Source organism: Bacillus sp. AY2-1 (assembly GCF_008368965.1).
Classification (GTDB): domain Bacteria; phylum Bacillota; class Bacilli; order Bacillales; family Bacillaceae_G; genus Bacillus_A; species Bacillus_A thuringiensis_S.
In genome coordinates, this window is sequence record NZ_QPEL01000090.1 from 1 (window position 1) to 13,826 (window position 13,826).

Below are 13,826 nucleotides of genomic sequence, written 5' to 3' on the forward strand. Positions count from 1 at the left end.
ATAAACATAAGAAAGGATCTATATATATATAGAGATCCTTTCTTATGTTTATAATTTACTAGACTGTAACCCCTGAATAAACGGAACTACTTCAGGATTTACAAGTGAAGACAAATCACCTAATTCTTTTCCTAAATAAGCTGCTTTAATAACACGGCGCATCACTTTAGAATTACGTGTTTTCGGCAAATCTTCTACAACGTGGATGTCTTTAGGACACAACGCTTTTCCAATATGAGAGTTTACTAAACTCATTAATTCTTTCTTTAATTCTCCTGTGAATGTTACATGGTCTCTTAATACTACGAAACAATGACAAACTTCACCTTTTACTTCATCAGGTACACCAATTGCAGCAGCTTCGATTACATCGTTATGTTTCACAAGAATAGATTCATATTCAGCAGGTCCAATACGTTTACCTGCAATATTTAACGTATCGTCTGAACGCCCTGTGATGATATATTGTTCACCATCGTAAATGACCCAGTCACCGTGGACCCATTTATTTTCAAAACGCGACCAATATGTGTTTACGTAACGTTCATCATCTTCCCAGAAGCTTTTCGTCATACCTACCCAAGGTTTCTCTAAGCATAATTCTCCGACTTCATCTCGAATTGGTTTACCTTGATCATCCAGTACGACAGCTGCCATTCCTGGTAAAGATGCATTAAAACTAATCGGTGCTATTGGCTTAATAAGAACATTACCGAAAATCCCACCAGAGATTTCAGTTCCACCTGAGTAGTTACAGATTGGTACATTTCCTTTTCCAACTGTTTCAAACAGCCACATCCATGGATCAGGATTCCAAGGTTCTCCTGTTGATGCGAATACTTCCAAACTCTTTAAAGAATGTTTATTGACATACTTATCACCTTTTGCCATTAATGCTCGTATTAACGTTGGTGAAATACCTAGATGAGTAATTTCATATTTATCAACTGTCTCCCATAACCGGTCTGCTTCTGGGAAGTCTGGAACACCTTCGTACATAACCATCGTTGCTCCATTAATGAGTGAACCGAATAATAGAAATGGCCCCATCATCCAGCCCATATCAGTTACCCATAATACACGATCATCTTGTTTAATATTCATTCCAAATCCTGCATCAAAAGCTGCTTTCAAAGGAAATCCTGCATGCGTGTGTACTGTTCCTTTCGGCTTACCAGTCGTTCCTGATGTATAAATGAGCATTAATGGATCATCACTTTGCATTTCTTCGGCATGTATGAATGGTTTTTCTTTTTCTAGCGTACTCCACGAAAAGTCATAGTTATGTGGTGTAAAATCATTTCCTGCATGACGAACGATTACCACTTTTTCAACAGTTGGGCAATGTTCACAAGCTTTATCTACTTCATCTTTTAAAGAAACAATTTTTCCTCGGCGTGAAAATCCATCTGCGGTAATAATCATTTTTGAACCTGCCGCTTGCACACGTGTCATGACTGCATCAGACGCAAAGCCTGAGAATATTGGTGAAATAATTGCACCGATTTTCATTACAGCTAGCATCGCAACAACTGTTTCTGGAATCATCGGCATATAAATTGTTACACGGTCACCTTTCTCAATACCCGCGTGTTTCAAACCATTTGCAACACGGCTTACCCAGTTATCAAGCTCTTCATATGTAAATGATTTTGAAGTTCCATTTTCCCCTTCGTACTGAAGTGCTGGCTGTATTCTCGTTTCTTCATCCGCAAGCCAGCGGGATAAAGCTGATTCTACAACGTTACATGTTCCGCCATTATACCACTGTGCAAACGGTGTACCATTTTCTAAATCTAACACTTCTGTATAAGGTTTCATCCATTGATAGCCTACTGCTTTTTCTGCCTCTCCCCAAAACCAAGCTGTTTCCTCAATAGATTTATTATAAAAAGTTTCATAGTCTTCATATCCCAATGATTTCATCCAACCATATAAACGTGTTTTTTCCTTATACTCTTCTGTTGGAAACCAAACTGCTTGTTTCAATGTTTTCCCCTCCTTAACTTTTTGAGCAAGAAAGCCCTAAATAGGGCTTTTAAACTGGATATACAGGATGTTTACGATCCGTGAATACTTGATATTTACTCATATACATTTCGAAACGTCCTTTTAACTCTTCACGTAAATTGTTTGGATGAACAATACCATCAATCACCATCTCTGATGCTAAGTGGTATATATCAATATCTTTCTTATACTCTTCACGTTTTTCAGCAATGAAGCTAGCGCGCTCTTCTTCTGGTAAAGCTGCAATTTTATTTGCATATACAGCATTAACCGCAGCTTCTGGACCCATTACCGCAATAGAGGCTGTCGGTAATGCCAGGCAGCAATCTGGTTCAAATGCTGGACCTGCCATCGCATATAAACCAGCGCCATATGCTTTACGAACAACGATAGAAATCTTCGGTACAGTTGCTTCACTCATTGCAGAAATCATTTTTGCACCGTGGCGAATAATACCAGCACGCTCTACTTTTGTACCAATCATAAATCCTGGTACATCCGCAAGGAATAATAATGGAATATGATATGCATCGCATAAATTAATAAACTTAGCAGCTTTATCAGCTGAATCGTGAAATAATACACCGCCCTTCATACGCGGCTGATTTGCAATAATACCAACTGGCTTACCATCAATACGTGCTAAGCCTGTAATTAGCTCTTGAGCAAATAATTTTTTTACTTCATAGAATGAACCTTCATCAATAACTCTATTAATGAGATCTTTCATATTGAAAGGAGCATTTTGATTTTCTGGAATGATTTGTTCTAACGTTTTATCGAATTGTTTCGGTTCTTGAGGTGTAACCAATGGAGTCTTTTCTAAGTAGTTGTTTGGAAAATATGAAATGTATTGTCTTGCTTGTGTAATCGCATCTTCTTCTGTCTTACATAAAACATCTCCGCATCCTGATACAGAGCAATGCATACGAGCTCCGCCCATCTCTTCTAAAGTTACCTTCTCACCGATAACCATCTCAGCCATACGAGGAGATCCTAAATACATAGATGCATTTCCTTCTACCATCATTACAACGTCACAAAAGGCTGGAATATATGCACCACCAGCAGCAGAAGGTCCAAATAATAAACATACTTGAGGAACTTTACCTGATAATTTCACTTGATTATAGAAGATTCTTCCTGCACCGCGGCGCCCTGGGAACATTTCTACTTGATCTGTAATACGCGCTCCAGCAGAGTCGACTAAATAAAATAACGGAACACGTAATTTTTCAGCTGTTTCTTGAATACGTAAAATCTTTTCAACTGTGCGTGATCCCCATGATCCAGCTTTTACAGTAGAATCATTAGCCATTACACACGCAGTACGACCATGTATTTTACCCGTTGCAGTTACAACGCCGTCCGCAGGTAAGCCTGTTTGTTCACAGTTAGCAAATAATGCATCTTCTACATATTCGCCATTATCAAATAGAAGCGCTAAACGATCTCGAACAAATAATTTTCCTTTTGCTTTATTTTGTTCATGATATTTCGGTGCCCCGCCTTGTTTAATCGTTTCAACACGTTCTTCAAATGAATTAGATTGTTGTTTTTGGTCTAACATATTTACTCCCCCTTATACATCGGTTTACGTTTTTCTTTGAATGCCTGTAATCCTTCTATTCGATCTTTCGTATGGATTACACCTTCATACGCTTGTTTTTCCATTTGTAATCCGGTATGTAAATCAACTTGAATACCATTTGAAATTGCCTCTTTTGCTAATCGAACAGCAATAGGTCCATTACTAGCAATTTTCTCTGCTATTTCAATCGCTTTCTCTTCAAGTAAATTAGCTGGTACAACAAATTCTACTAAACCATATTCTTTTGCTTCTTGCGCTGAAATACGTCTACCTGTATAAATTAATTCTTTCGCTCTACCAACTCCAATTAATCTTGGTAAGCGCTGTGTACCACCTGCTCCTGGTATAATTGCAAGTGTCGTTTCAGTAAGACCAAGACTTGCAGATTCAGCAGCAATTCTAAAATCACAAGCTAAACTTAATTCCGTACCACCACCAAGTGCGATTCCATTTATAGCAGCAATAACTGGCTGTGGTAATTGTTCAACCATCTCCATAGTAGTGCGAATCATACTAACAGCATGACGAACTTGTTCCTCATTCATATCGGCACGCTCTTTTAAATCTGCACCAGCACAAAATGCTTTTTCACCAGCACCAGTCAAAATAACTACACGTGCGCTTGAATCTTCACTTATTTGAGTTAATATAGTTTGTAATTCATCTAATAATGCCAAAGATAATGAGTTTGCTTGTCTCGCACGATTTAACGAAATCTTTACTACGTGAGGTGTTACGTAATCAACGGAAATGTTTTGTAATTGTAGCATCTACTCACCTACTTATCGTTTTATGTTGAAGCGCTCTATACACATGACTCGGTAATTGGATATTTAACTTACTTTGAATAAATTGACTAGCTCTCAATAACTTTTCTTCGTCTATATTCGTTTGGACTCCTAATTTATGGAGCATATGTACTAGGTCATCAGTAGCAACATTACCTGATGCTCCTGGTGCATAAGGGCAGCCCCCGAGTCCACCACAAGAACTATCAAACGTTGTAATACCGTATTCTAATGATTTAACTACATTCGCTAGAGCCATTCCATACGTATTATGAAAATGCATTGCAAACTGCGAAGCATCATACTTCTTTAATAGGTGTTCTAATACTTGTTCTACTTGTAATGGATTCGCTACACCGATTGTATCCCCAAGAGAAACTTCATAAATGCCGTATGAAAATAGTTGATTACATAATTCGTCAACTGCTGTAGCACTTATATCCCCTTCATAAGGACATCCAAATACAGTAGAAACATAGCCTCTTACCTTTTTCCCTTCGAATAATGCCTGTTTTGTTATATCTTCAATTACAACTAATGCTTCTTTAATCGATTTATTAATATTACTTTTATTATGAGATTCACTTGCTGATAAAAAAACATTCACCTCATCTACATTTTGCAAAAAAGCTCGTTCCAAACCATTTTGATTCGGAACAAGCGCAGCATATGTAACATTTGGATCCCTTTTCAGCTCAGAAAATACATCATTTGCATCTGCTAATGCAGGGACCCATTTTGGGTGAACGAATGAGGAAACTTCAACATACGACAATCCTGCTTCTGTAAGTAGTTGAATCCATTTTACTTTATCTTTTGTGCCAACAATCTTTTTTTCATTTTGTAAGCCATCACGTGGCCCGACTTCTTTAATGACAGCAAAATTAGGTAGTTTCAATTCGCTTCCCCCTATATCTCCCTATTCAATTTCTAATAATACATCTCCTTCATTTACAAAATCGCCTTCTTGCACATTAATTTTCATAACTGTGCCGGCTTCTTCTGAAATGATTGGAATTTCCATTTTCATAGATTCCAAAATGACGACATCCTGCTCTTCCTCTACTGTATCTCCTACTCCTACAACAATCTTCCAAACGTTTCCTGCCATCGATGCGTATACTTTCGTCATCATTTTTTCCCCCTTAATATTGTTAAATCTTATTTTTTAACGAGTTGTTTCGTTACAAAACCCGTTGTATAAATACCCTCTTTGAACACTTCGTCTTCCAAAACTTGCAGTAGCATTGGCGTGTTCGTTTTAATACCTTCTACTTTTAATTCTTCTAGAGCATCATGTAATTTCGAAATTGCTTCTTCACGAGTCTCGCCATGTGCAATGACTTTCGCAATCATTGGATCATAGAAAGGTGTAATCGTTACATGATTTTCTAAGAAGTGATCGATCCGTACATTTGACGGTAATGTTAAATTTGTAATTTTCCCAGGTGATGGGAAGAATGTTTTCGGATCTTCTGCATAAATACGAGCTTCAATGGCATGACCACTACGTTTTACATCATCCTGAGTAAATGATAGTTTCTCTCCACTTGCGATAAGAAGTTGCTGTTCTACAAGGTCTAATCCCGTAATTTCTTCTGTCACTGGATGCTCTACTTGTAATCTCGTATTCATCTCTAAGAAATAGAAGTTCTTCTGATCATCTACAAGAAACTCAACTGTACCTGCATTTATATAGCCAAGTGCTTTGGCAGCTTGTACAGCAACTTCTCCCATTGCCTTTCGTGTACCTTCATCTAAAAATGGTGAAGGTGCTTCTTCGATTACTTTTTGATTTCGGCGCTGCACCGAACATTCACGCTCCCATAAATACACTGTGTTACCATGTGTATCTGCTAAAAGCTGAATTTCAATATGATGCGCGTCTGCTATATATCGCTCTAAATACATTTCTCCGTTACCAAAAAAGTTTTGCGCTCTTGTTTTATTACTTTCAAACGCTTTGGTGAGCGTTTGCTCAGTTTCCATCAACTGCATACCAATGCCTCCGCCGCCTGCGGATGCCTTAAGCATTAATGGATAACCAATTTGTTTTGCAATTTCAATTGCTTCTTCAGCAGTTTCAATATTTGTAGTAATACCTGGGACTACTGGGACATCTGCTGCTTGCATTGCGATACGTGATTCGATTTTACTTCCCATCTTCGTAATGATTTCTTCTGAAGGACCGATAAATACGATTCCTTCTTCTTTGCAGCGAACCGGAAAAGACGGATTCTCTGATAATAAACCATAACCCGGATGAATCGCTTCTGCATTTGTCTTCTTAGCTATTTCAATAATTTTTTCAAGGTTTAAATAACTTTCTTGAACACGTGGTCCACCTACTAAGTAAGCTTCATTTGCCATCTTCACATGAAGGGCATTTTCATCTGCTTCAGAATAAATAGCAACAGTGCGAATGCCAAGTTTTTGACAAGTTTTCATAATACGAACAGCGATTTCCCCGCGATTCGCAATTAATATTTTTTGAAACATAGTGATTCCTCCCTTTTATCTACATCCTAAATGTCTAGCAATTACGAGACGTTGAATTTCAGAAGTTCCTTCACCAATTTCTAATAGCTTCGCATCACGAATATGTCGTTCAACTTCATATTCACGCATATAGCCATATCCACCATGAATCTGTACTGCTTGATTCGCAATACGACTTGCTGCTTCCGATGCGAATAGTTTTGCCATAGCCGCTTCTTTACCGAAAGGTTTATCGTTATCTTTTAACCAAGCTGCTTTATGTACTAAATTACGAGCTAACTCTACTTCAGTCGCCATATCAGCTAATTTAAATTGAATCGCTTGGAAATTAGAGATTGACTTTCCAAATTGTTGACGTTCTTTCGCATATTGCAATGCACGTTCAAAGGCTGATTGTGCAATACCAACTGCCAATGCTGCGATTGAAATACGCCCTCCATCAAGTGTATATAAAAATTGTTTAAAACCTTTATTTACATCACCAAGAATATTTTCTTTCGGTACACGAACACCATCAAGTACGATTTCACAAGTATTAGAAGCACGAACACCCATCTTATCGTAAGGACTAGAAATCGTTAACCCTTCACTCGTAGTAGGCACGATAAATGCCGAAATGCGTTTTCTACCATTCTCTTCAATGCCGTTGACAGCGGTTACAATAATTGTGTTTGCATACTCTGCGTTTGTAATCCAACACTTCTCACCACTGATTACATACTCATCGTCATCTAATACCGCTTTCGTTTGAGTGCCACCTGCATCAGATCCAGCATTCGGCTCCGTTAATCCGAAGGCACCTAATGTTTTACCTGACGCCATTGGAACTAAATACTTTTGTTTTTGTTCTTCTGTACCGAAATAATAAATTGGAGAAGCACCTAATGAAATTGTTGCAGCATAGCTTAAACCAGTGCCACCACAAGCGCGACCAATTTCTTCAACTGCTAACGCATACGATACTGTATCGCCACCTGAACCTCCATACTCTTCTGGGAATGGGATGCCTAATAATCCTAGTTCGCCCATTTTTTGAAATGTTTCATATGGAAACTCTGCAGTTTTGTCATAATATACAGCTTTCGGTGCGATTTCCTTTTCAGCAAAGTCACGTACCATTTCTTTAATCATTTGTTTTTCGCGAGTTAGAGTAAATTCCATTCCGCTACACACCCCTTATCGAATATTGAGTTTCGACAGCGTGCGAGTTTCTACTACAAACATAACAACTTAAAAGACAAGAACATTAGTTAGATAATTGCTATAATTCTGTCATAACTTAATTTTAAAACAGATTCTGTACTAATGCACAAAAAAATTCCTACATTGTTCTACAACAACATAGGAAGTTTTGTGTCGAATTATGTAATTTATTGTTTAATAATCTCTACCTTTTCCCGAATCAGAAATTTCTACTAAGGCTTCAGGGTATGGTTCGAAATACGTTTGTCTTAATAAATACTTTTCATCAAATCGAATGGCCCATGATTTTAAAATTGTAAGTAAACTACTAAGCGGTATTTTCTTTTCTGCATACTTTTGTAACAGTTCTATAAAATGATCTTTTTCTTGTTTTTTTAGCTTTGTTTTAAAATATCCAAAAATGTGCTCGCATACATTTACATTCGATGTATAACGGGGTGTGCGCATAAATAATTCATATAAAGTCTTCTCATAGTTTTCAAATACCACTTCAATCTTTTCATTTTTGTGATTTGCAATTATACGCCCTAATTCCTTTTGTTTCACCTGATTATATGCCATAAATAAATATTTATTATCCGACTGAAACGATACAAGGTCTTTCATATTTTTATTATGTTTAATCATTTTGTAATATGCGATTGTAAATAGCCTTGTAAAGAAATGCTCTCTAATAATAAAATTCGACAATCTACCTTCCTCTTCAATAGGAAGATGCGAAAATTTTTTTACTACTGCTCCGCCAAATAAGCCAGCTCCTTTTCCCTTTGCTGGCGCTTTTTCAAAACCAGAATAAATTTTCACATCACGCGTACCACAACTTGGTGAACGATTCTTTAAAATAAAACCATCCACATCCGATATCGTTTGTAAAAAGTCATTTGAAAACTGCTCCATTTTTCCAGTTACATCTTCTCGTGTCGACGGTTGCACAAGTCTATTCTCACCATTTTCTTCTACAATTCGTATCGTTTCACGAGGAGTCCCCAATCCAATCTCGACTTCTGGACAAACAGGTATAAATGTAACAAATGGCTGCAAATTTCGTATTGTTACATCTGGAATCATCTCTCCATTATATCGACAGGCATCAAATTCTAAACATTTACTTACAACGATTGTTGGTTTTGCAAATTGTCGCATCTCATTACCTCCTTAGTGCTAGTCCGTATACTATAAATTGTACTAAGATTAACATTTTAAGCAAAGTTTGATTCATTTATTTTTATGAGAAATATATATCCAATGATATATTAACAATCATTCAACTCTATTTTCAATAAATGTGCGCCCTTTTATACTGGTTTAGATATTGTGAAATGAATAATACACAGATGCTCCGGAGAAATTAATGATTAAGAAAGGAGGGAATTGTTATGAAAAAGAAATTATCATCTATTTTAAGTGTTTTAGCACTCTCTATTATGTTTTTAGGTACATCTGCGCAAGCTGAATACGATGGAAATAATATGAATAGAGTGAATAACACTGATATTTCAACTCGAGTAAATGACAATAATTTAGACAGAGTTAATAATGATGTAAGAACTCGAAATGTAAATACAACAAATGATTTAAATGATAATCGTGATAGAAATAATAATTGGGCTTGGCTTGGTTTATTAGGACTAGCAGGATTATTAGGTCTTAGAAGAAGAGACAAAGAAACACGCTGATTTAGAATGTTTTTAGTAAACAAGTACTTATTTATCAAAAATATATAACGAAAATAAATCGCCTTTTTAAAGGCGATTTATTTTTACTTAAAAAGTAATGTATGTAATTCACACTTCGACGATTAAATTCGTGGAGTTAATCCATACAATATAAATTGAATCGTATTTTCAATTTCTGCTTCATCATTCCATTTTTCTTCAGGCAATAATAAAAATCGTGTTAATAATAAACCTAATACAGCTGATAAAGTAAGACGTAGTACGGAAGATGGTGGTATCTCAATAATTTCCCCTTCTTCTTGAAATTTCACAATCAACTTTTTGAAATGTGAAAACAGTTCTGTTTCTACTAATTGTTGTATTTCATTTTTCAGTTCTGGTTGGAATGGTACTTCTTGAATTAATATTTTTATCATAGGAAAGTGTTTTTGAGCAAATTTAAATCTATTATGAATTACAACCCTTAAAAGTCCTTCGTACGATTCATACTCCGATTTAAATATTTCTTTTGCAAAGGTTTGTACGAAAAATGGTGCAGCAAACTTAGTTAAAGTTGGCATTACGACCGCTAGTAATAAATCTTTTTTCGTCTTATAGTAGCGGAAGATTGTTCCTTCCGCTACACCAGCCCGTTTTGCAATTTCACTTGTTGAAGTTGAAGCGTATCCTTTTTCTCCAAACATATCAACAGCCGCCTCTAATATTCGCATTTGACGTTCATTTCGTTTATCCGTATTAGTTGCAGCTATTAATTCCTCCAGCCAATCCTTCTGCATTTATAAAGCTCCTTTTTGTCATTATTATATTTTGCGATGTTTCTTTAAAGCAAATACATTTCCTACTGCAAATAATATTGAAAAAAGTAATAATACAGTAAGATCTAATGCAATCTCTGTAAACCCTTGATTCCGAATCATCACTTGTCTCATTGCGTCAGCGCCGTATGTGAGTGGAAATACTTTTCCTAACATTTGTAGCCACTTATTCATAGATTCCATTGGAAACAATCCAGAAAAGAAGATTTGTGGCACAATAACAAGCGGTATAAATTGAATCATTTGAAATTCATTATTTGCGTATGCCGATAAAAACGTACCTAATGTTAGTGCAGTTAAAGAGAGCATACATGTAATAAGTAGCGTTAGCCATATGGATCCAGCTACGTATAAATCTAAAATATAAACGGAAAAACTTACGATAATAATGGATTGTATAAAGGCAAAGATTCCAAAACCAATAATATAACCTGCGACTATTTCCCATCTTCTTACTGGGGTGGATAATAACCTTTCTAGCGTACCACTTAAACGTTCTCTTACGAAAGATACACCTGATAATATAAATACAAAGAAAAATGTAAAGAAACCAATTAATACAGGACCAAGCCCATCAAACATCGTAAAGTCTTTAGAGCCATGTAAATAATTTACTTCAGGTTTCATAATTGATACTTCATTGTTCTCTATGCTTTTTTGCAATACTTGAAGTACAGCACGATTTTTTGACGAATCACTACCTTCCAACAGAAGTTTCATTTTTCCATTCTCTATTCGAAGTACTGCATCTACCGTTTGTTTTTCCAACTCAGAAATCGCCTTTTCTTTACTGTATTCATAAATTGATGCTTCTTGATCTTTCATCACTTTTACTATTTGAGCGGGCATATCAACAACAGCAATTTGAGGTATATAGTCTTTCTGTGTAAACACTAGCGATAATAGCCACAGTAATAACATCGGTGCCCCAAACATCATCGCTAACGAACGCTTATCTCGAAAAAATTGGCGAATAATACGAATGATTACACCAGTAACTCTCATGATGGCACCACCTCTTCTAGCAAAAAGACATCTTCAATCCGTCCAGATGACACGCGTTTTTTCAATTCTTCAGTTGTTCCAACCGCAACTAGCTTCCCTTCTCTAATTAATCCTAGACGCTCACAAAATTCAGCTTCATCCATAATGTGCGTCGTTACAATAATCGTTGTGCCTTTCTTTTTAAGGTCATAAAATTTTTCCCAAATCGTTTTTCTAAGAAGCGGATCTATCCCCACTGTAGGCTCATCTAAAATTAATATTTCTGGTTCATGGAGGAGTGCTATTGCTAATGATAAACGTTTTTTCATTCCACCTGAAAATTGTTGTACTTGCTTTTTCATATACTGTGATAATTGTACAAGTTCAAAAACCTCTGCAATTCTTTTCTTTTTACGTTTTCCCTTTAGTCCATACATCGTTGCTATAAAATCTGCATTTTCATATGCTGACAATTCTTCGTATAATGCATCCGCCTGGGCCATATAACCAATTCTTTTCATTTCATTTAAATTAGGCATATTAGTATTATTAACAAGCACTTCACCTTTCGTTGCCTCATTAATACCTGCAATCATTTTAATGAGCGTTGTTTTCCCCGATCCAGAAGGTCCAACAAAACCAAAAATCTCTGCTTTTTCAACTTGCAATGAAAGATTGTGTAACACTTCTTTTTTTCCAAAACTTTTTGATACAGTCCGTAAAATAATGGAAGGTTGTTGCACGTTTCATCCTCCTTTTTCAATAAAATGAGTAAGTACTCACTTTTATTTTACCCTTGCTTAATTATATGTCAAACTTCATTGATTAGTATGTATGTTCAATCAACGATATGAAACAATGAAACAGAGTCGACATTAGCATTTCATTTCCTAAAGTCGACTCTGTTTCATTTAAACTATAAATTTCACTTTACGTTTTTAAATTCATATACTTCCGAATTCTAGCAACATCTAAAGAATATTCAATAACTAATTGCTGTAACGGTAAAATAACTGTGTCAGGATATAAATGTGCATATTGTAATGTTTCTGCATATTTTTCTAACCTTTTTTCTAAATACTTTATTATTTGATCAGGATGACTTACTAATAAACATTTACAATAATAATGTATTTGTTCCTCAATCGCCGTGTATTCTTCAATTTCATATTCTTTATGCATGTGTACACCCCTTTAAGTTTTTTACATGAATTACTTATCACAATTTTCACTCGACAAATTTTAAGTTTTTTGATTATTTACACTATAACAAACACTCAGGGTCAAATTTTGTTACTTTATGTAACGTAGAAAATTTTTAACAAAATTGTAATGTTAACTCCTGCAAAATACATAAAACACCTTTACCGATTATTGTATAAAAAAATCGTACAACTTAATTTAGCTGCACGACTACAATTTCTGGCCTGTTCAAAATTCTTTGCGGAATGATACTATTTCCTAATCCTCTACTCACTACCATTGATGTATTTTGTTCTACATATAAACCTGCTGTATATTTAGGTAAAACACCTTGATTTGGCGCGACTAATCCTCCGATAAATGGCAATCTAACTTGCCCTCCATGAGCATGTCCCGATAAAACCAAATCCAATCTCTCATTCGTATATTCCTTTATAAATTCAGGCCTATGGGATAATAATACATTATATCTATCTGGCTGCATTTCAATTTTCGCTTTTTTAATTTCATCTATTATAATATTTCCTTCATCACCGTTTCCAGTAACAAACTCTGGATCATCAATACCTAGCAAGTTTATTTCTTGCTCACCCTTTCGAATGCCCACATGTTCATTCCTTAAAACATTGACATCATATTTCTTCAACTCTTTTTCTAAATTGTTATACTTTCCAGACCATTGTTCATGGTTTCCTGTCACAAAATATACAGGATACTTCTTTACAATTTCTCGTATTAATTGCATACTAACTTCTGCATCATATGATTTACTGTCAATTAAATCACCAGTAATCGCAATAATATCTGGATCTATGCTTTTAATTTTTTGAATTAACACATCTTGATTATCGCCAAATTGTTTATTGTGTAAGTCTGAAATTTGTAGAATTTTATACCCTTTAAAAGAGGAGGGTATTTTACTAGAGGTTATTTTAACCTCAGTTATACTTATTAAATTGTTCTGTAAATATAAAAAGATTGTAAAACCTACTACTATACAAACTATTAATCTTTTTTTTCATATTTTCTCCTTTATATTCTCATCAAACACTTCTAT

14 protein-coding genes are annotated in these 13,826 nt (G+C 35.5%); 1 reads left to right on the forward strand and 13 read right to left on the reverse strand.

Translation table 11 applies throughout. The features are described 5' to 3' along the window. Window positions 1-48: 48 nt before the first annotated feature. From DN403_RS20855 to DN403_RS20890, 8 genes are all read right to left on the reverse strand, one after another. Entirely contained in the window at window positions 49-1,989 is a 1,941-nt protein-coding gene (locus tag DN403_RS20855) for an AMP-binding protein (protein WP_149185706.1), read from the reverse strand. Between the two features lie 49 nt (window positions 1,990-2,038). Continuing rightward, window positions 2,039-3,580: an acyl-CoA carboxylase subunit beta gene (locus tag DN403_RS20860; RefSeq protein ID WP_000886744.1), complete on the reverse strand. Its 1,542-nt coding sequence runs from the start codon at window positions 3,578-3,580 to the stop codon at window positions 2,039-2,041. 2 nt (window positions 3,581-3,582) lie between these two features. Beyond that, the gene (locus DN403_RS20865; RefSeq protein ID WP_000939799.1) at window positions 3,583-4,371 is read right to left on the reverse strand and encodes an enoyl-CoA hydratase; all 789 of its coding nucleotides are present in this window, start codon (window positions 4,369-4,371) and stop codon (window positions 3,583-3,585) included. 4 nt (window positions 4,372-4,375) lie between these two features. After that, window positions 4,376-5,287 (reverse strand): hydroxymethylglutaryl-CoA lyase, encoded by a 912-nt coding sequence (gene mvaB / locus DN403_RS20870; RefSeq protein WP_000775428.1) that lies wholly within the window; start codon window positions 5,285-5,287, stop codon window positions 4,376-4,378. 21 nt (window positions 5,288-5,308) lie between these two features. Further along, the gene (locus DN403_RS20875; RefSeq protein WP_001987345.1) at window positions 5,309-5,524 is read right to left on the reverse strand and encodes an acetyl-CoA carboxylase biotin carboxyl carrier protein subunit; all 216 of its coding nucleotides are present in this window, start codon (window positions 5,522-5,524) and stop codon (window positions 5,309-5,311) included. Window positions 5,525-5,550: 26 nt separating this feature from the next. After that, on the reverse strand, window positions 5,551-6,888 hold the full coding sequence (locus DN403_RS20880; protein WP_149185707.1) for an acetyl-CoA carboxylase biotin carboxylase subunit: 1,338 nt from the start codon (window positions 6,886-6,888) through the stop codon (window positions 5,551-5,553). A 15-nt stretch (window positions 6,889-6,903) separates the two neighbouring features. Beyond that, entirely contained in the window at window positions 6,904-8,049 is a 1,146-nt protein-coding gene (locus tag DN403_RS20885; protein ID WP_136996468.1) for an acyl-CoA dehydrogenase, read from the reverse strand. Between the two features lie 216 nt (window positions 8,050-8,265). Beyond that, the gene (locus DN403_RS20890; protein WP_016077675.1) at window positions 8,266-9,234 is read right to left on the reverse strand and encodes a YbgA family protein; all 969 of its coding nucleotides are present in this window, start codon (window positions 9,232-9,234) and stop codon (window positions 8,266-8,268) included. Between the two features lie 233 nt (window positions 9,235-9,467). Between DN403_RS20890 and DN403_RS20895 the strand changes: the two genes are divergently transcribed. Continuing rightward, window positions 9,468-9,767, forward strand: coding sequence for a WGxxGxxG family protein (locus DN403_RS20895; RefSeq protein WP_000728151.1), 300 nt, complete (start codon window positions 9,468-9,470; stop codon window positions 9,765-9,767). Window positions 9,768-9,889: 122 nt separating this feature from the next. Here DN403_RS20895 and DN403_RS20900 read toward each other — a convergent pair whose 3' ends face one another. From DN403_RS20900 to DN403_RS20920, 5 genes are all read right to left on the reverse strand, one after another. Then, a complete protein-coding gene (locus DN403_RS20900; RefSeq protein WP_001168192.1) occupies window positions 9,890-10,543 on the reverse strand; it encodes a TetR/AcrR family transcriptional regulator in 654 nt (217 codons plus the stop codon). A 24-nt stretch (window positions 10,544-10,567) separates the two neighbouring features. Continuing rightward, window positions 10,568-11,587 (reverse strand): ABC transporter permease, encoded by a 1,020-nt coding sequence (locus DN403_RS20905; protein ID WP_016077676.1) that lies wholly within the window; start codon window positions 11,585-11,587, stop codon window positions 10,568-10,570. Then, window positions 11,584-12,309: an ABC transporter ATP-binding protein gene (locus tag DN403_RS20910; RefSeq protein ID WP_098438088.1), complete on the reverse strand. Its 726-nt coding sequence runs from the start codon at window positions 12,307-12,309 to the stop codon at window positions 11,584-11,586. The genes DN403_RS20905 and DN403_RS20910 overlap by 4 nt, the downstream gene beginning before the upstream one ends. Window positions 12,310-12,496: 187 nt before the next feature. Then, complete coding sequence (locus tag DN403_RS20915) at window positions 12,497-12,748, reverse strand: hypothetical protein (protein ID WP_000548621.1); 252 nt, start codon at window positions 12,746-12,748, stop codon at window positions 12,497-12,499. A gap of 214 nt (window positions 12,749-12,962) precedes the next feature. Continuing rightward, complete coding sequence (locus DN403_RS20920; RefSeq protein ID WP_149185708.1) at window positions 12,963-13,775, reverse strand: metallophosphoesterase; 813 nt, start codon at window positions 13,773-13,775, stop codon at window positions 12,963-12,965. Between the last annotated feature and the right edge of the window lie 51 nt (window positions 13,776-13,826).